A 19005-nucleotide genomic window follows, 5' to 3' on the forward strand; every position below is an offset into this window, starting at 1 on the left:
TTATATGGATGAATGTTTGCTGATGTCATCTGCCATGGCTGCGATCCCTTTCTGCATATCCCCACCCCACTTCGCAGCATATCGTTGCACTTTTACTTTCTCTGATTCTTCCGTTGTATAAGCAAGGTATTCTTCCAATGAAACTTCTGTCCGGTACACTTTTGAAAGCATTCCGCCAAGAGAAATAAAGACTTCCTTGTATTTTTTAGCCGGATCGTTGGCTTTGTTAATGGACAGAACCAATCCTTTTTCTTTTTCAGTCAACCCCAGCAGCTCTTGTACCTGGTCAAATTTGTTCTGGTACTTGGATTGATCCAGCAATATCTTGCAATCACTATTGTTAATAATAGCTTGTTTGACGACCGGTGAACTGATAATATCTTCTACTTCCTGTGTCACGACAATTGCTTCGCCAAAAAATTTACGGACTGTCTTAAACAGGTACTTTATATATTCGGCCATGCCTTCTTTGGCAATGGCTTTCCAGGCTTCTTCGATCAGGATCATCTTGCGAACACCTTTCAGCTTTCTCATCTTGGAAATAAATACTTCCATAATGATAATGGTGACAACAGGGAAAAGAATTGGATGATCTTTTATATTGTCCAATTCGAAAACGATAAATCGTTCCTGCAACAGCGAAAGGTTTTCGGTGGCGTTCAGCAGGTAGTCAAACTCTCCTCCTTTGTAATACGGCCGTAGAACATATAAAAAATTAGACACATCAAAATCCTTCTCTTTGACATTGTCTGTTTTCAACACCTCAACGAATGCTGTTTGCAGGAATTCATAAAAGGAATTAAAACACGGAAAAACCGCTTTATGCTTATCCAGGTATTCATAATAAAGCTGTAAAGCATTACTCAGGGCGACATATTCCGACCGGTTAAAGGTCTCATCATCCTTTTTCCAAAGAGCCAGTAACAATGTTTTGATGCTTTCTTTTTTTTCTGTATCCAATACATCACCCTCTCCAATAAAAAAAGGATTGAAGCGGATAGGTTTCGTCTCACTGTAAGTGAAATAATATCCTTTTACCAGATCACACAGTCCTTTATAGGAATGGCCTACATCCACCAGAACAATATGGGTTCCTTGTTCATAATAAGAGCGGACCATGTGATTGGTAAAAAAGGACTTCCCGCTTCCTGAAGGGCCGAGAATAAACTTATTCCTGTTCGTGCATATTCCCTTCTGCATCGGCTCATCACTGATATCTACATGCACAGGCCGGCCTGTCAACCGGTCTCCGAGGCGAATGCCAACCGGCGAAATCGAGGAGCGGTAGTTAGTTTCGAGATTTAAAAAACAGGTGGCTTGTTCTGCAAACGTGTCGAACGAGTCATTCATAGGGAAATCCGCTTCATTACCCGGTATGCCCGCCCAGAATATCTGCGGAGCACCGTCACTTTCCATTTTCACCACGGCATCAAGCTGGGCAAGGGCCGAAGAAACCAGGTTTTTTAAATCCTTGAATTCATCTTTATTGTCCGCCCAAACCAGCAGGTTGTAGTGGGCTTTGACGGGCAATCTTTGAGAAGAAATAGCTTCGTTCAAAAAGTCATTGGTAGCACCATGACTGATCGAGTTTTCTCTTGAATAAGCGGAAAGCGATTGAAGCCTTAATCGTTTGCTTTCCAACTTTTGAATGGTCTTAGCCGCATCATCGATAAATATATACTGGTTATAAATATGATTACAGGGAAGTAATTGGCCTAATACGGATGCAAACCCGACAGAGAATTTTGTCTTATCAGTAGAATACTTGTCATAGTTGATCCTTGATCCGCAATACGCCGGCAAAACCTCCGGGTCTGATAAAGTAAACAGCTGGCATTGATCGCTCCCGATTCTTATTCCGTCCGAAAATGTAATGTCCTTGAGCATCACTGATTGGCCCGACATATCCAGGTTGCAGTACCGTTCGATTATGCCGGCTTTCTTCCCGGTTCCCGCCAAATCGCTATTGCTGAGCTTTCTTAATTGAATAAAGCCGGTATCTCTCAGTATTCTTTCAAACTGCCCGGCACTATCCAGGAAATCCTGCAACAATAGTGGTTGAATAGATTCATCAGGAACAATGGATCGTCTTACCAAATTTGAAAACAAAGAGCTCGATACTTTGCGGCTTGCAGGTTTTTTTGTCAATATGAAATAACAACAGTGATCCAAATAAGGCCGTTCGTGAAAGAAAAATTCACTGCTGCGGCTCAGAAAGCTTTTATCCTCCATTAAAAAATTGGGTTTATACGTTGCCTGGGTGAACCAATCCTGTTTATGAAAAATGCTATGCCGGGGTAATACCTTGACGGCCTTTACCAATGACTGGTGAATCACTTCATAGTCATTATCGGACAAGGTGAATATTTCCGGCAATTCCGCCTGGTAAGCGATACTTATATCTCCCTGTTTGGAAAGAATACAGTCGTGTTCCACGGCCATTATCGGCAATATATCGTTCAGCTTTTTTTCCATAAGTTGGTAAACGTTTTTCTTGAATAGGATTTGATAACTTTCGGAACGAGCCTTCTTGCCATTTTCTTCATCATTCCATATTGTCCGTATTGGTGGCTGAGCCGGGACACCTGGATAAATAAACCAGTACCGATAATTAAAGTAAGACCGAGGCAAATGAATGTATTGACGCCACAGATATACATAATTGCAAAAAGAATCAACAGCATTAATAATCCAGCGCCCAAATACCAGATGTATTGCGCTTTGAGCCCCCGAAACTCTATGGGCTTGTTAATGCCCTTGTTGATGATATATACACTGTTTGCCATCACCTATACCCCAAAGAATGAACGAATCACTGTTGCTACAACAACAAGAAACACGCAGCTCCCAAACCATGCGGCAGCAACTTTCCCGGTATCATGATCACCGGCATTCCATTTTTGATAAACTTTAATAGCACCAATCAAACCAAGAATAGCACCTACTGCATACATAAGATTGGTACCGGAAGCAAAATAGCTTCTGACTTTTGCATTCGCTTCGTTAATACCGGCATTCCCATCCTGGCTATAACCGATAATACTCACTAATAAAAACAAACTGAGATAAGCCAATTGAATACGTTGATCCCGGCTCAAAAAATTTCTCTTGCCCATATACTGCATTTAAATTGAAAGCATAGAATTCCCTTGGCCGAACCCCTCCTTACGGGGAGAGGCTGGCAAGGGCGTTTACCACCTAATACATCCACATGTCCGTTAACTCCTCAGAACTTAGGTGAATACCACAGGTTGAATAGCATTCAAACTGTATAAATTGATTGATTGATTGAGCATATTGACTGTCTTTTAACAGCGGATACTTGCGAACGATCTGTTGTAGCGATCGAAGGATTTCATTTTTATTGCTTTTATCAATAGCTAATTGTTCCAGGCAAGCTTTAAGTTCATCCGTAGCTGGTTGCAGCATAGTCCCGGATGAATCGTGGTGTTTATCAGCAGTCAGGGGTATTGCGGATAAGGTTTTGTCAATCTCCACGTTATACAACCCGGGACGGGAAGTGAGTAAAGATGATAAGTCATCACGATAATATTTCCAGCAAATGATCACGTAATAAACGATGATACTGATGATAACGGCACTCCAATAATTACTCCAACTAATTTGATATAACATAACAACTATTTTCAGGCTCACAAATCAATTACGGAATTAAAAATACAGTGGTAAGTGTGGGTTTGAAATTATCGCCGGATAAGAAAAAGAAAGCCACCTTTACTAATTCTTTTACCCGATTTCTGATATATTTAATAAATATAAAAAGACAAGATTCCTGTCCCGGGTAAAACGGCATGTAAAGGGCTCCTGGTTGCCCAGCCCAATTTAAAACTATTCACTTTATAAATCCCCCCGAAATGTTTACGCCAGGCCAACTACAGCTAACAGCTTTTTCGGGAGTATACATTTTGTTCTCATAATATTGAATTTAGTGACACTACTGCATGTGTGAATGGACTTAAAACAGCATGAGCGTAAAAAAATAAAAGCCGGGAAAAAAAGAACAGAAGTAAAATGGATAAACCGGCGCTATTGTACACTCAACTCTAATAAATGAAGCGTTAGACTTTCAGGCGCTCAAACCCTAGGCAGGTGCCGTTGTTCCTGCATTTTTTTACAGCATTGACCAACTCGTTCGGATCAATGGCCGAACAGTAACAGATGTTGTTGAAACAGGTACGGGAAAAGAACATCAGTTTAATAAAATTGCAGAACGGGGAGCTTTAGAGGTGTTTTCACCCGGTAATTTTGCAACACAATTTTACTACCAAAAAAGTCATAAAAATTGAATCGATTTTACCATAATGCTACCAGCTTATATTTACGTTCACGCCTTCGCTGTAATTAACAAATTTTAATAATAATGTATTGGTGTCTGTATCCCACTGCTGTTTTAAAAGATTTACGATATCGTCGCCTTTGTTCAGTTTGATCTGTTTGGGATTGGATGGTAATAATATTCGCATGGCATTAATGGTATTGGACGGACTTTTGACCGTAAAACTATAGTTGTTAGTTGTTGTCTTTTCGGAATATATCCTGCCTGCCGCGCACAATACACTCGGTTTTGTTTTCAAAGCTGAACAGTTATATAGATAGGCCTGCTCACCCGGATATACAATCTTTTCCTTTATAACAGGAAGCTCGGGATCAAAGAGATCGATCGCTGTTTTCTTAATGTGAAGCGGATCCTTACTGTTACTTTCGTCTAAAACGGAAGCAATGATGTAATTACCCCTGTTTAACAGGAAATAGTTTTTGTGCAACACTTTTGTCCGCAGATATTTAGAAAATGCAATGTCAATAAGGGAAAGGTAGTCTACAGCTCCGTTGGGCTCCAGCACCAATTCTTTGGGGTCCTTCCTGATAACTGTTACATATCCTTTGCCTCTTTTTACAAAACCTTGTTCATTACCATTTAAATCCAGCTTTAGGAACAGATCTTCTGAAGGTGAATTAAAATGCAGCCCGTTAGTGTTCCACCACTCTTTTACAGTTTGAAAAGGATCGTCGTCTCTGCCATAATAAATCAATATGCCGCCCTGCCTCACCCATTTGTTTAAAGCATCATGATAGGCACGTGATAGCGGTTTCATATTGGCATAACTCATTACCAATACCTTTAAGTGCTTAAAAGCATTGGCATGTTGCAAGTTTTCCATGTGCACAGTTTCAACCGGAATGCCTTCTTTTAACAGGGGGATTGCTATTCCATAAAAGTTGGACAGTCGCGGATCTTCATAGCCTGCATGTGTAGGGAAACGCTGAAACATCATTGAGTTGGAAACCAACACGCCAATACCCTGTGTGCCGTTAAGACGATTAGGGGATTTTGGCATATCATTCAGCGAGTTTACCATAACCTGCATTTGTGTTGCATATTCTTTTGAAATTGGTTGCCGCTCCGGGTTGTTTTCCAGTTTGAATTTGCCGAGATAGATACGGTTTGGCCATGGCATTACCTCGTAATGATTGACAGAAGGATGTAACAACTTGGCTGTAAAAGTGGCCTGGTAGTTTCTTTTATAATCTTCCCAGGTCCTCGGCCAGTCTTCAATCGGGTCGGTTAAAAAGTACATGCGCTTTCCGGTAGGAGCAGTCATGGATACCATGGAACCGTATTCAAGAAAGGCATTTTCGAAAACACGTTCCTTTTGGATGCCATTGTATATAATGGGTTCCCGGGATGTTCCTGTCCATACCTGGGCAATATATCCATCTATATCTTTTATAGATGCAAGGCTTGCTTCAGGGCTTACTATACTCCAGGCCGAATAATTAAGAAGTGAGTGGGTGGGTACATAACATTTTACTTCCCGCCCCAATGAACTGCTATAAGTCTTGGCATAAGCAAAAACATTCTTTAATGCCTGGTAGTATAAATGATATTTCAGTTTGGAGGACATGTAGGTGGCTTCAGGCGATTCATGTTGCGCTACCCAGGGCTCCTTGTAATAGTCCTGCCATTCCTTTTTAAATGATTCGCTATAACCGGCTCTTGCCCAAAACTCTGGCTCTTCCAGGTATATAGCGGTAACTCCTGCATCAATAGCTCGTTTTACATGCGTTTTTAAATACTTCAGAAAATTTGCCGAAGGCACAATATAAGGTACATTTCTGCCGTGCCATATCGTGTCGCCATTACGTTGTACCTGCCCTTCATCGAGGTGTGGTTTGCCATCATATTGACCTAAAAAGTAATCTTTGTACTGCCCCCATGCAATGCCGGTCATAAACTGTACATTGTATCCTTTATCGCGCCACCCTTTTACACGCTCCTCAAACTTACCGCCGGCGTCATTAATACCGTAAACCATTACGACATCTGACCGCACATCATAAGCTTCATTCCATGGTTCGGATATCTGGAATGAAGTTTTGTCCTGGGCCGCGAGGGTCAGCCCCCAAAACAAAAACGCAGTAAAAAGTCTTATATCCAAAGAAAGTCTCATCATTCTTATGATTAATAAAAAAATGGAAGTAAAGCTGCAGGTGATTTTCGATATTGGTCACCTGCAGTTTTTTTTGTCAAGTGTCTCCGTTGGTTATTTAAAAGTTACGATACGCCATTCACTTATCTGAAACAAATTGGCGCCGTTAATGGCATCCACCTGCCAGCGATAATAAGTGTACGGAATATCATTATCAAATTCGTACTCAACAGTCTTATTGCGTCCACTGAATGATTGATCTGTCTTTTCATCCAATAGTGTCCAGGTATTCCCATCATTTGATCCCAGGAACTTCCAATTTTTTGGATCCCTTTCAGGCGCATCATTTCCAGATGTCAATTTATATTGCTCGATTACCTGCGGCTGACTGAGCTGTAATTGCATCCAAAGCCCGGCCGGAAAATCAAATACAAGGAATTTAGAATTAAGGTTATTGTCTGTCAATTTAGAAGAACCTTCGCCAGCACCTGCGCCGCCGGAATTATCTTTTAAAACAGTTAAAACACCCGTTCCTGTCACATCAGTTTCTTTTCTGACAATTTTTACGCGGAAATAGGCTGTTTGCAGATCAGGATTGATGGTACCTGATGAAACGCTTGACAACACAATAGGAAACAAATATTCAGCGCCTTTGGCCAGGTCTTTTGTTTTAATTGAAATGGAAAGAGCGTCAGAAGTAGTACGGCCCGATGGAATTACCGTTGAAAGCCCTGAAATAGTAAATTTATCAGTTGGCATGGCCTGGTATGATGTGCCATTCTTAACATTATACTGATCTATCAGGCTATTATCCAATGTAAAATTTACGGTAATATCCTGTGAAGGATATCGCAGGCCACCGTAAGAAGCGCCAAAGGTGAAGGTTTGGGCAGTGTCTGCAATAATGGCCGATATGCTGCTTCTGGAATCCTGAGCTTGCGTCATGTATATTTTACCCTCTTCGGACCAATTGATATCCTTTGTCTTGTCACAGGATGTGGTAAGTAATGAAAAGGATAATACTATATAGAAATAGCTAACAAGTTGTTTCATGTTCGATGTTTTAATTAATAAACTGAAAGTTTTAATTCGTCACTGCTGGCAGAAGGTCTTCTGACCTTCATTCCAGCAGATGACCAGAATTATCAATCATTTACCACCCTGGGTTTTGCACAAGCTGTGCATCGTTGTTTACATCTTCTTCCGGAATCGGGAAAAAGTAATGTCGCTTATTGAATACCCTTGTTTCAAAAGGTTTTTTATTATAAAAACCAGGCAGCGTGGCATCAATATCTAAGCCCATTGCCGGACCACCATCAGTTTGTTCGGCAATCTTCCAGCGTCTGGTATCAAAATATCTTACATTTTCAAAACAAAGTTCTACCTGCCTTTCCTGCCTGATAGCCGCACGCATTGCAGCCTGGTCTGCTGGTGCCGGTAACTCGGGAGAACCGTATTGTGGTATTCCTGCACGTTCGCGGATCAGGTTGAGATATTTCAGAATATCAGCATCGCCGGGCGATCCTTCATTTAATGCTTCCACATAATCTAAATAAATGTTGGCTAGCCTGATCAGTATCACCACGCTGTTTCCCTGGTGCCAATCTCTTGTTTGAGCGCCTTTTCTTACAATGTAACCTGTCGGACAATAATCATTGCTGGTTCCTTTTCCAGAATTTCCCTTGAAGTAAAGTCGTGTAATTGCCTCACCCGAATTTTTATTAAGAAAGGTCCTGTTATCATAAGTTATGTTTACATAGAATCTTGGTTCCCTGTTGACCCATTCGTTAAAAACTTCTCTGGGAGCATTATCATCCGGAGCCTGGAACATGCTTGTTCCTGAAGTAAGATACCCTGAAGTCGGATCCGTAATGGGTTTGCCGTTGGCCATAAAAAAAGCATCCACCTGTCTTTGTGTTGCACCAAGCCCGCCGCTGCCTCTTACTTCAGAAGCATAGCCGTTGTGGTAAGGAGTGACTTCGTAGTTGCGGGCATTATCATCATCAGGTCGGCCAAAAATTGTCTCTTTGTTCCAATCAACCAGAATCGCATCACGACAGGAAAGATATGGGTTATTGGAACCGTTAGAGTTTGTTACTCTATATAAATCGAAAATACCAGGTACAAATTCAGTTATAAAATCTTTGTATGCTTGAGCTGCTCTTTGCCATTTCGAAGGGTCATACGTCTGTGGAATTAATGGTTTGCCATCTTTGTTCTTCAGATTAACAAGATCCGTGTTGCCATTAAAAATTGGGCTTGCAGCAAATAACAATGCCTGAGCCTTTACAGCCATCGCTATGGGTTTTGTAATACGAGCTATGTTGGCATCATTTAAGGAGCGTACCGGCAATGCCGCTGCCGCTTCATCCAATTGCGCTGTGATAAAATCTACACATTCATCAACACTACTTCTGGGTAATTGTATATCTGACAAAGGAGCATCCACGGGAGTTACATCGTCGCCCAGTATTACAACAGGGCCATATATGCGCATAAGATAATAGTAATAAATAGCTCTTAATGCCCTGGCTTCAGCTTTGTATTGGGATTTTTGAGCATCACTTATATCTACTGTTACATTATCAATATTGGCGATGAAAAACGTTGCAATGCGGATACCCTTGTAATAGTCGCGCCAGAAAGCCTTGGTAAAACCACTACTTACATCCCAACTACCAATATTCATTTGGTTTGACTCTACAAATCCCCATAAATACTCTGCTTCGTCGGCAGCTCCCGTCCATGGCCCTGAATTATAATTGCCAACAAAGCGTTGTGTATGTTCCCGGGGAATAAATGCATAGGCGCTTGCAAGGAATCGTTCAGCTGTGGATCTGTTTTTGAAAGTTTCCTCAAGCGTTAGCCTGTCGTCAGGTACCTGGTCAAGATATTTTTTACAGCCTGTCATTAAAAAACAAATGCACAAGAATGTTAGAGCTATATTTAAGTGTTTCATTGTAATAGAAGTTTACTGATTAAAAACTTACGTTAAAGCCAAGTGAATACGATTTAACATTGGGATAACGTGTTCCATTGCCAACATTAATAGTGCTCTCAAGATCCCACAAATCAAAATTGCTGAAGGTAAGTGGATTGATCGCCTGCACATAAATCATCGCATTTTTGAAGATGTTCTTCATAAAAGATTTAGGCAAGGTGTAACCTATCTGCACGGTTTTTAATCGGATAAAGTCTGCGTCTTTGATCCACCAGGAACTGTTTTGTACGTTGTTCCTGTTCCTGTCCTCACCATTTGCAAGTCTTGGGTAGAAAACATCCCGGCTTGGATTGGTCTCCGTCCACCTGTCATTAATATTTGCAAAAACATTAGAAATGCCTGCTCCATTTGCGAAGGGTTGTATTGCATCTCCGGCAAGATATATATCGGCCCCATATTGGCCGGTAAATAACGCATCTAGCCTAAAGCCTTTATAACCTACTCCAAATCCAAATCCGTATACCATCGAAGGAACATCGCCATGACCAATGTAAGTCTGATCATAGCTATTAATTAACCCATCGCCATTTAAATCTTTGTATTTAATATCGCCGGGCTTAATAATCGACTTATCGCCAGGCACGGCGCTTGCATCAATTTCCTTCTGGTCCCTGAACAGTCCTTCAGCTACATAGCCAAATCTTGCTAAGATGTTGTATCCTCTTCTATCCATCCACTCATATTTTGGGGCTGGCTGGTCATTTTCAGCCATTACATCCTTGTTGTAAGTTAGATTGCCTCTTACAGTCACCGCAACATCGCCTATATTACCGTTGTATTCAATACTTCCGTCAATACCTTTGTTATCGACTACTCCCAGGTTTCCATAAGGAGAATTGCTTAATCCCATGAATGTTGGTAAGGATGCCCTTCTTAAAAAGATTCCTTCTCTTTTCTCTTTAAATAAATCGATAATCAGAGACAGCCGGTCATTTAGTGTTTTAATTTCAATACCCAGATCCTGCTTACGTGCTTGCGCCCATTGCACCTCAGCACCATATTCTGTAACATTTATGCCGGCCATGTAACCAAAGTCCCTTGCAAACCTGTATCCTTGTGCGTTGTCGGCAACTATCGTGAGATATCCAAACCTTCTACCTCCAATTTCACCAATTCCGGTTAACCCATCGGAGTACCGGAATTTTAAATAGCTGATTACATTTTTAATAGGTTCGAAGAATTTTTCATTCGAAGGCACCCAACCCACACCAAATGCCGGAAAGAATCCGTATCTATTTTCGGGTGCAAAAGTCTCGGAGCCGTTATAGCCTAGATTACCTTCAATAAAATATCTGTCTTTGTATGAATAGGTGGCCCTGCTGGCAAGCCCCACATATCTTTGCGGGATTGCAGTTGTGTAGTCACCCGCAAATGCATCAGTCTTATCAGAAGTATAAAATAATACCAGGCCTCCTACCCTATGATCTCCAAATGAATTATCATAATTCAAAGATGATTCCCAATAAAAATTCCGACGTCCTGAATTACCTCTTCCGTAGCTTAAATAGTTTCCACTTCCTACAAAGGTTCTTGTAAGATTAAGGGATCCGTCAGCATTTCTCGGGTTTTCCGGATCTGGGAAAAAGGTGTCTTCTCTTTTTCCCCTGCTAATGCTTTGTGTGTTATAGGCATCGAAGGCAAACATGGACGTAGCGCTAAAACCTTTTAGCAAAAAGGCAAAATCTTGCGTTATCCGGAGGTTAGAAAACAATTGGTTGTTAAATTCAGTTGAGTACCCACGCCTGGTAAGATCTGCCCAGGGATTGCGATAGCCTCCGTTTGGATTTTTGCCGGGAACAAATCCACCGGTGTATTCCAGCGGATATTCCGTAGGTGGTGTTGACATTGCCGAACCAAAGATATCGGTAGTCGAAATAAATGGCTGATTGATATTACTGAAAAAACCCCTGATCCCAACATCCAGTTTTGTGGTGCGGGTAATATTCATGTTGACGTTGGAAGTTACATTGAACCGTCTGAAATTCAGATCAGCATTATAGTCCTGTAACTGATCTGTTTTCATAAGACCCGACTCATCATAATAAGAAACGGATCCATAATATCGTAGGAAATCGGATCCTCCACTAACATTGACATTAGCCGTTCTTAATGATCCCCTGTTTTTAAAAAGCGCATCAAACCATTCAACATTCGGGTATAGCTCTGGATCATATCCGGCTAGTGTACTATCCAAATAGCCTTGTGAATATTTAGAGACCTGGCCCCTGGTTGTATAGGACTCATTAGCAGCCTGTATATAAGCTGAAGCATCAGCCATTTTAGGTATTTGGGTAAACATCGATATCCCCTGGCTAAAATCAACCTGGACATTTGGTTTGCCTACTTTTCCTGTCCTGGTTGTAATAAGAATAACACCATTGGCGCCGCGAACGCCATAAACCGCTGTGCCAGCTGCATCTTTCAATACTGTAAATGACGCCACATCCTGTGGATCAATATTGTCAATAGGTCTTTCTACACCGTCAACCAACACCAGAGGCGCAGACGAACCACTTCCGAAAGTGGATATCCCTCTTATCCATATATCCGCGCCATTGCGACCTGGCTGACCACCGCGTTGCACGCCGATCACGCCAGAGAGACGACCTGCCAGCAACGTATTGATGTTTGATACAGGCATATTCAATTCTTCAGGATTTATTGTTGATTGGGCGCCTACTACACTGATCTTCCTTTGCCGGCCAAACCCAACCACTACCACTTCGTTCAGGGAGTTTTGTTTTGCATCCAGAATGATATTAATAATCCGGTTATTCCCCACTGCAACTATTTGAGGAATATATCCAACACCGGAAAAAACTAAACTATCAATTTTAGATGCCTGCACATTAAATTCACCTTTTGCATCAGTAATGGTGCCCTGGTTTGTTCCCTGTACCAGTACTGATATATTTGAAATAAACAATCCCGCCCGATCTCGAACCAGCCCTGAAATATTTTGTTTTTCAATTTGCGCAGTTAGATTAATGGTGCAAAGCAATACTACGAATAGCAATAGCCTTCGCTTCTTACTAAGTAAAATTTGAATTCGCATAATGTCAGTTTTAAGTTAATGTAGAGTATGAGTGCTATTTTATATTCCCTGATTCAGTTATATCGATGCCCGTCACGCATTGTTGTAATCATATAACAGGGCCGTGACCATCTTTTAAAATGTTGTCACCCTACAGGTTACTGAGATAAATATTTTTGTGAAATGTCGGGGCGTCTAAAATGTAAAACAGGAAGATATGTTTGATTTGTTACACTTTTTTTCGGAGATGTGCAAGAGCAGCATTCCAGTAAGCGAGTCATAAAAGGGGCGGCTTTAAAAAGCATGCGGGTATACCGTGCGTAATCGTTTGGAAGAAGATTTGTCAATGTATATGGCAATTTATATTTGCAAAATCGTTTTAGCACTGGAAAAATAATTTTTTTTTTTACATTTGCCAAAATATTTTTAACCGGATTCTCTCATGATCAGACCAGTAGCCTTCTCTTACTTCAAGGTAGATATAATAAATTCCATCTTTGAGTTTACCGGCGGACTTGCGATTGCTATTTATCCGAACTTCTTCTAATGAGTTATCAAAAGGCTTATCAAAAAAAGAGTTCGGAGCACAGGAGATGATCCCAGCCTGGTTCAATTTATCTGAAGAAACAATATTATTTAAAACAAGTGCAGAACAGCTTAATATTACTAGGAGCAGGAAAAAAATAAGCTGGTATCATAACTGCGCAACAAAACGACTGCACTGGTTTTGATTGAAATTTTTTTCATAAAAATCGATGTAGGTCTTACTGGTGTTGCGGAACAGGTGTGCCTGGTTTTAAATCCACATTATGATATACAACTATTTTCCAATCACCTGATTCTTTCTCAAAAACCTGCAGCAGTCGTGTATGAAGGCGACCTTTTGAATCAACATGTACTCCCTTTGGCGGTCCACCTTCTGAGAATACCAAGATCTGGGTTAGTGTTTCTACAATGGCAATATCCGGGCGAACAAACCGGAAGGATACCGCTTCCTGTTGCAATATTGTTTTGTAAAGCTTTCCTCTGAATATATCGATGTGCCTGTCGAGAAATTGCTGATGCCCGGTGAAAAACATACCCAGAATATTTGTAAATGTTCCATTCTCTGCGAAATGTTGTGAGTAGATGGAAGCATCTCCATTATTCCAGGAACTTACTTCTTCACGGTCAGGCAGGCAATGACAAAACGGCTTTTCTCCGGTATTAGGTCCGGATAGGCAGTTCACTCTGTGGTATTTTTGCTCAATGGTTCGGTGGGCCAAATGCAGATACGACAACGCTCTATCAACGTCACTACTTCTATTCTTCGCAAGCATTTCAAATAACGGTTTTGTATCATCGCTTATTTTTTTTATCTGTTATTTGTGCGTAGATCTGTGTTGTTTTATGTTTTTCCCTTGGCATTGGTCACCGCTTCGGCGCTTCTTCGCTTGGCGTTCCGCCGGAAGCGGGCAAGCGCCAGCCCACCGAGTACTATGCCAATCAACCCGATTACCAGGGCCACGACCGCCCCGGCTCGCCCTTTGCCGGTTCCGAAACCACCGGTAGTACGGGCCAATTGCAGGACGCTGAGAACCATGCTAACCAGTCCCAACACCAGGGCCACGATGCCCATGAGTCGTCCCGAGCTGATACCACGGGTGGAGCGGATCAAGGCCAACCGGCCAATGACCACACTGATCAGTCCCACCCCAGCAGATAAGAGTGCTGCAGCTCGCCCGGGAGTAATGCCACTAACCTGTAATAAATCGGCTTGGAGCAAACTATACATATTCATATTTATTGTTTTTAGATATTTATAATCCTGATCATTGTTATCTTTTTCATTACATCCCGTGGATGAGGCTACTTTTATCTGCAATTGCTTAGGAGATGATATGCGAAACTAACCGTGGCAATGGTAACTTTTCTGACACATAGACAACAGTGGTAAATGTTGCGACAGCGTCAAAAGATCTGGCGACTTCTCGCAAGCGTGTTAATTTAGGTTACTTCTGTATTGAATTAATAAACAGATCAGAACAATATCCACCGAAATACCCTTTTTATAGCCACAATTATCCGGTTGATATATTCGTCTCCTACTATTCATTTAGATTTCTTTTCATTGCAAGAAACAATGCAGATTACAACAAGCGGAACAAAGAGTTACAAGTAAAAAACTCGTCAAGTGCTTTGGATAGTAATGCTTCACCTGCACCTTTGCATTTATACATAGTGTTAGGTCGTCGCAAATTTAAAATCAATAGGTTTGATATGGATTGGTGAGAACTGAACGTCTTCATGTGTCGCTAAATGATGAAAATAGTTAAATACAGGTATTTTTATTTTATACTACATGCGCTGGCATGGAGTATCGTGCTGTTTTTACCTTACTTGGTTTCCGATGCTGACAACCAGTACAAAATAGGTCCGCTTCCGGGACTCTATTTTACAACGTCAGGCATTATCCATATGATTATTTTTTATGGGAATGCCCTTTTTCTCTATCCAAAATTTCTTAACAGGGCTTACTGGTGGTTATATATTATTTCGGCCGTTTTACTTATTATTCTCTCCGTCAAGGTAAAATTCTATATACTTGAGTCGTGGTTTCCTGATGTTTCGCCTGAAGCAAGATCTCATGTGCTCTTCCCTTCTGTCCTGGTATTTATTGTCAGTGTTTTTTATAGCATAGCTGTGGATAGGATTCGCGCAGAAAAATTGCAGAAAGAAAACGAGGCTATGCAATTGGGGACGGAACTAAAATTACTCCGTTCCCAGATCAGCCCGCATTTCCTGTTTAATATATTAACAAATCTTGTTTCCCTCGCAAGAAAGAAGTCCGACCATCTCGAAACATCGCTTTTGATGCTTTCCGGTTTAATGCGCTATATGCTTTATGATGCTGGTAAAAAAATATCTCTTCAACAGGAAGTGGAATACCTGGAAAGCTATATAACGTTGCAAACATTAAGGTTTGGACGCGATGTAAAAATTGTATCCCACATTGAGTTGCCACATGAAGATGCCAACTACAGTATTGAACCGATGCTCCTCATGCCATTTGTTGAGAATGCATTTAAGCATGGGATAGGTTACGTGGATCAGCCCGTTATAGATATCAACTTAACCGTCAAGGAAAGAGTACTGATTTTCCAGGTAAAGAACAAATTTGACCGGGAGACAGACGCAAGCAAAGACGAAAGTTCGGGTATTGGATTGGGTAATGTCCGTTCGAGATTAACACTACTTTATCCTGGCAGGCATGACCTGGCCATACACACTGACAAGAATCTGTTCAATATTCATTTAACACTGCAATTATTATGATGATACGCTGTATTATTGTTGACGATGAGCCCTTGGTTCGTGAATTATTGGAAGATAATATAAAGCAGGTGCCTTTTTTGCACCTGGTAAGATCATGTAAAACTGCACTGGAAGCATTGGAAACGTTGCAGGAAGAGTCAATTGACCTTATCTTCCTGGACATCCAGATGCCCCGGCTGAACGGCCTGCAGTTTCTAAAATCGCTGGATCATCCCCCCTTGGTTATTATAGTGACGGCGTATGAACAATATGCCGTGGAAAGTTTCATCTTGCAAGTGGCCGATTACATTGTAAAACCGTACAGCTTTGACCGGTTCCTGAAAGCGTGCAACCGGGCTGTGGAATTGTTCCGTATGAAGAACTCCGCAATGTCTTCAGAAGTAGTAATAAACAATGATTTCTTTGTCAATGTTGAATATACATTCGTAAAGATTGTTGTTGCTGATATCGATTACATAGAAAGTCTTAAAGATTACATTAAGATATATCTTTCGTCAAGGACTAAACCTGTTCTAACCCGTATGTCACTAAAGTCCATTGATTCAAAACTCCCTGCTGGCACCTTTATACGTACCCACAAATCTTTTCTTGTGGCAAAATCGAAGATTACGACAATCAAACGAGACTTTGTTTGTATTGGTACCACGGAGATTCCTGTAAGCGAAACTTTCAGGGAAAATATTAACAAGGTTCTGAAATCTCCTTGATACCAGAAATCATTGTTAAAGATTTAATGTTTCATTTTTGACACTGTTTGATCCAATGCAATTCTTAATCCTTTTGCTAGTTGTTCTGCATTTCCCACTCCCCAATAATGCAAAAAGAAGATTCTCGGCTCTTCATGCACCATATGGTTATGTACAGCTGCAACTTCGATCCCATTTTGCTTTGACATACATCCAAAACGAATGGACGGCTACTTTTCTTTTGTAAAAAGCCTCTGTCCGCCGCTGCGTTTTATGGTCATCTGTTTTTTCGCGGCGTCAAACTCGACGACTATTGCACCCTCGATTTTAAATTTATCCTGCGCCGTGGCCTCGAGCGGGGCAGCGGATTGCCCGCCCGGTTGAATGAAAAGCGTTGTGCCTTCCCGGCTGATTGTAAATTTAACAGGTGCATCGGGAGTTGAATAAACTCCGACATATTTGTCCAGAACTTCCGGGCTGACAGCGACCATTTCGAAGGTGGGAATCTGAAACGGTTTATGGTAGTAAATGTCAATCACGCCGCTGACAATATCCTTTACCGGGTAAGCCTTTGCGTTCGTAGTGTAGGCGACCGCCAGCTTTTCTTCCGTCAGGTAAGACAGCCACGCTCCATAGTTATCGCCACCGCCGGCGTGCCCGTAGAAGGTCTTGCCAGTGAACGTAAAGGGCTCCATTCCAATTCCAAGGCCGTCGCCATCCCTTATCGTTTTCATCCGGTCGAGGCTTTCCATTGACACTATCTTCCCGTCAAACAGCGCTTGAATGAATTTGGCCAGGTCATTCGGTGTCGAAACAATCGAGCCCCCGCCGAAGAGGATGCTTGGATGCGTTTCGGGTACCTGTTTCCAGTCGCCGCCGACGTTAAAATAGGTAAGACTTTCGTTTTTGTTCACATCAATGCTTCCGGTCGCGGTATATGTGTCCTTGAGCCCGATCCTTGTGGTGATTCTTTCCCTGAGAGCTTCCTCGTAGGGTCTACCGGTTAATTTTTCAATGATCAGACCCAAAAGGAAATAGCCAGAATTGCTGTAAGACTGCTTTGAGTCCGGTTCGAAATCAGGTGTGGCTTTGGCGATAAGGGCGAGCATTTCCTCCTTCGTTATTGGAGTCGTGTTCACGTTACCTTGAGAATTTTGATCGCGCCTTACATTAGGGATGCCGCTGCGATGCGAGAGTATTTGCACGATAGTAATTTTTTTGGCGTTCGGAATCTGCGGGAAAAATTTGTCAAGGGTGTCAGTCAGCTTTAATTTTCCTTCCTCGACGAGTTGCAGGACCATCGTGGCGGTGAACATTTTTGTTATCGAACCAATCCGGTATCTGTTCGCCATGGTCAATGGTTTCTTTTCAGTTCCCCTGATCTGGCTGTAGCCGATGGCGCGGGTATAAATAACATTACCATCCCTGGCGATGACCAGGCTTCCCATGGCCTTATTTTTTTCGGCGAGCCGGTCAAAAAATTGATCGAGTTTATCTTTATCCAGCGTCTGGGTGTAGCCTGATGCAAACAACGCCAGTGCCAGCAAAACGCTGAACAGCATTCTACTTTTCATAGTCTTGGGTTTAAATATTTCACAATATAAAAAGTACTTTGTACTTCAAAGTAAATTATAATTTTCGTCACTTCAAAATAATTAAATAGAAAAATTCGCAGGCGTCGTTAACACGACGGGTGTCCGATCCTAAAACCCGATCCTCTTTTTAATAGTTGATGTAATGAATAGCAACGAAGAAATATGCGTAGAATTATTAAAGAAGATAATTGCCTCAGAATCTTTGCCACTTCTACTGATGCTATTGATCAGCAATATAGAGACGATTACAAAACTTACTGGTTGGGTGACTTATGAAATCGTGGCAAAAAAATATGTATAAGGACTGGAATCGAACAAATCACTAAATGATTTTAAATTGATTACTGCTTAGTTTATTTCATAATAACCGGGATAGGTGATTCGATTGTAATCCAGAAGTATTGTTAACTTCATAATTCTTGGGACAGAAAAATAAGGTTAAGTGGGTGCTTACTTTCCCGCTTGCACTGGCAAATGCAACAAAATTATTCCGCAATGATTTACTATGTAAAAAACCTTAATTTATGAAAACCGCACTTTCCATTCTTATTATCCTGCATGGCCTGATTCACCTGCTTGGCTTTACAAAGGCATTTAACCTTGCTTCGGTAAATCAGCTAACGCAACATATATCAAAAGTCAATGGTGTGCTTTGGCTGGTCGCTGCTATTTTATTTGTTACAACGGCCATCCTGTTTTTTATTGAAAAAGAATGGTGGTGGGTTCTTTCAGTATTTGCCATAATAATTTCCCAGTATCTCATATTCAAAAGTTGGCAGGACGCAAAGATGGGAACGATTGCTAATGTAATTATTCTACTAATCATTGTGATTGGGTATAAAATAATCCATAAGTAACTTTCTTACGATACATAAACAAAAAGAATGAACAGAAGAAAATTTATCACGATAGCGGGGAAACCATT

The 19005-nt window shown here is 41.3% G+C and carries 15 protein-coding genes; 3 read left to right on the forward strand and 12 right to left on the reverse strand.

The features are described 5' to 3' along the window. The 10 genes from ACFEL9_RS10370 to ACFEL9_RS10415 form a co-directional block, all read right to left on the reverse strand. Positions 1-2475, reverse strand: a complete 2475-nt coding sequence (locus tag ACFEL9_RS10370) for a TraG family conjugative transposon ATPase (protein ID WP_385889278.1) — start codon at positions 2473-2475, stop codon at positions 1-3. Continuing rightward, on the reverse strand, positions 2460-2786 hold the full coding sequence (locus ACFEL9_RS10375; protein WP_385889280.1) for a DUF4133 domain-containing protein: 327 nt from the start codon (positions 2784-2786) through the stop codon (positions 2460-2462). The genes ACFEL9_RS10370 and ACFEL9_RS10375 overlap by 16 nt, the downstream gene beginning before the upstream one ends. Before the next feature lie 3 nt (positions 2787-2789). Then, complete coding sequence (locus tag ACFEL9_RS10380; protein ID WP_385889283.1) at positions 2790-3116, reverse strand: DUF4134 domain-containing protein; 327 nt, start codon at positions 3114-3116, stop codon at positions 2790-2792. Positions 3117-3198: 82 nt separating this feature from the next. After that, a complete protein-coding gene (locus ACFEL9_RS10385; RefSeq protein ID WP_385889286.1) occupies positions 3199-3636 on the reverse strand; it encodes a hypothetical protein in 438 nt (145 codons plus the stop codon). 689 nt (positions 3637-4325) lie between these two features. Continuing rightward, positions 4326-6473, reverse strand: a complete 2148-nt coding sequence (locus ACFEL9_RS10390; protein ID WP_385889288.1) for a hypothetical protein — start codon at positions 6471-6473, stop codon at positions 4326-4328. 90 nt (positions 6474-6563) lie between these two features. Then, positions 6564-7502, reverse strand: a complete 939-nt coding sequence (locus tag ACFEL9_RS10395; protein ID WP_385889290.1) for a BT_3987 domain-containing protein — start codon at positions 7500-7502, stop codon at positions 6564-6566. Positions 7503-7602: 100 nt separating this feature from the next. Beyond that, positions 7603-9408 (reverse strand): RagB/SusD family nutrient uptake outer membrane protein, encoded by a 1806-nt coding sequence (locus tag ACFEL9_RS10400; RefSeq protein WP_385889293.1) that lies wholly within the window; start codon positions 9406-9408, stop codon positions 7603-7605. 19 nt (positions 9409-9427) lie between these two features. Next, the gene (locus ACFEL9_RS10405) at positions 9428-12505 is read right to left on the reverse strand and encodes a SusC/RagA family TonB-linked outer membrane protein (protein ID WP_385889295.1); all 3078 of its coding nucleotides are present in this window, start codon (positions 12503-12505) and stop codon (positions 9428-9430) included. A 743-nt stretch (positions 12506-13248) separates the two neighbouring features. Further along, complete coding sequence (locus tag ACFEL9_RS10410) at positions 13249-13713, reverse strand: SgcJ/EcaC family oxidoreductase (protein ID WP_385889298.1); 465 nt, start codon at positions 13711-13713, stop codon at positions 13249-13251. Positions 13714-13871: 158 nt separating this feature from the next. Further along, positions 13872-14348 carry a DUF6223 family protein gene (locus ACFEL9_RS10415; protein ID WP_385889301.1) on the reverse strand — a complete coding sequence of 159 codons (477 nt, stop codon included), beginning with the start codon at positions 14346-14348 and terminating at the stop codon, positions 13872-13874. 437 nt (positions 14349-14785) lie between these two features. Here ACFEL9_RS10415 and ACFEL9_RS10420 point away from each other — a divergent pair, with 437 nt between their 5' ends. Both ACFEL9_RS10420 and ACFEL9_RS10425 read left to right on the forward strand, forming a co-directional pair. After that, positions 14786-15799 carry a sensor histidine kinase gene (locus tag ACFEL9_RS10420; protein WP_385889304.1) on the forward strand — a complete coding sequence of 338 codons (1014 nt, stop codon included), beginning with the start codon at positions 14786-14788 and terminating at the stop codon, positions 15797-15799. After that, the gene (locus ACFEL9_RS10425) at positions 15796-16506 is read left to right on the forward strand and encodes a LytR/AlgR family response regulator transcription factor (protein WP_385889307.1); all 711 of its coding nucleotides are present in this window, start codon (positions 15796-15798) and stop codon (positions 16504-16506) included. The genes ACFEL9_RS10420 and ACFEL9_RS10425 overlap by 4 nt, the downstream gene beginning before the upstream one ends. A gap of 23 nt (positions 16507-16529) precedes the next feature. Here ACFEL9_RS10425 and ACFEL9_RS10430 read toward each other — a convergent pair whose 3' ends face one another. Further along, positions 16530-16694 (reverse strand): DUF1259 domain-containing protein, encoded by a 165-nt coding sequence (locus tag ACFEL9_RS10430; RefSeq protein WP_385889310.1) that lies wholly within the window; start codon positions 16692-16694, stop codon positions 16530-16532. Positions 16695-16715: 21 nt separating this feature from the next. Further along, positions 16716-18059, reverse strand: coding sequence for a serine hydrolase domain-containing protein (locus ACFEL9_RS10435; RefSeq protein ID WP_385889313.1), 1344 nt, complete (start codon positions 18057-18059; stop codon positions 16716-16718). Positions 18060-18604: 545 nt separating this feature from the next. Here ACFEL9_RS10435 and ACFEL9_RS10440 point away from each other — a divergent pair. Continuing rightward, positions 18605-18937: a hypothetical protein gene (locus tag ACFEL9_RS10440; protein ID WP_385889315.1), complete on the forward strand. Its 333-nt coding sequence runs from the start codon at positions 18605-18607 to the stop codon at positions 18935-18937. Positions 18938-19005: the final 68 nt, after the last annotated feature.

This window comes from Terrimonas alba, assembly GCF_042434975.1.
Taxonomy (GTDB): Bacteria; Bacteroidota; Bacteroidia; order Chitinophagales; family Chitinophagaceae; genus Terrimonas_B; species Terrimonas_B alba.

Excerpts from the sequence above, each read along its gene's own strand:
- ACFEL9_RS10425 (WP_385889307.1), top strand. The coding sequence starts at position 15,796 with ATGATGATACGCTGTATTATTGTTGACGATGAGCCCTTGGTTCGTGAA.
- ACFEL9_RS10370 (WP_385889278.1), bottom strand. The coding sequence starts at position 2,475 with ATGGAAAAAAAGCTGAACGATATATTGCCGATAATGGCCGTGGAACAC.
- ACFEL9_RS10420 (WP_385889304.1), top strand. The coding sequence starts at position 14,786 with ATGAAAATAGTTAAATACAGGTATTTTTATTTTATACTACATGCGCTG.
- ACFEL9_RS10440 (WP_385889315.1), top strand. The coding sequence starts at position 18,605 with ATGAAAACCGCACTTTCCATTCTTATTATCCTGCATGGCCTGATTCAC.
- ACFEL9_RS10435 (WP_385889313.1), bottom strand. The coding sequence starts at position 18,059 with ATGAAAAGTAGAATGCTGTTCAGCGTTTTGCTGGCACTGGCGTTGTTT.
- ACFEL9_RS10405 (WP_385889295.1), bottom strand. The coding sequence starts at position 12,505 with ATGCGAATTCAAATTTTACTTAGTAAGAAGCGAAGGCTATTGCTATTC.
- ACFEL9_RS10385 (WP_385889286.1), bottom strand. The coding sequence starts at position 3,636 with ATGTTATATCAAATTAGTTGGAGTAATTATTGGAGTGCCGTTATCATC.
- ACFEL9_RS10430 (WP_385889310.1), bottom strand. The coding sequence starts at position 16,694 with ATGTCAAAGCAAAATGGGATCGAAGTTGCAGCTGTACATAACCATATG.
- ACFEL9_RS10375 (WP_385889280.1), bottom strand. The coding sequence starts at position 2,786 with ATGGCAAACAGTGTATATATCATCAACAAGGGCATTAACAAGCCCATA.
- ACFEL9_RS10380 (WP_385889283.1), bottom strand. The coding sequence starts at position 3,116 with ATGGGCAAGAGAAATTTTTTGAGCCGGGATCAACGTATTCAATTGGCT.
- ACFEL9_RS10400 (WP_385889293.1), bottom strand. The coding sequence starts at position 9,408 with ATGAAACACTTAAATATAGCTCTAACATTCTTGTGCATTTGTTTTTTA.
- ACFEL9_RS10390 (WP_385889288.1), bottom strand. The coding sequence starts at position 6,473 with ATGATGAGACTTTCTTTGGATATAAGACTTTTTACTGCGTTTTTGTTT.
- ACFEL9_RS10395 (WP_385889290.1), bottom strand. The coding sequence starts at position 7,502 with ATGAAACAACTTGTTAGCTATTTCTATATAGTATTATCCTTTTCATTA.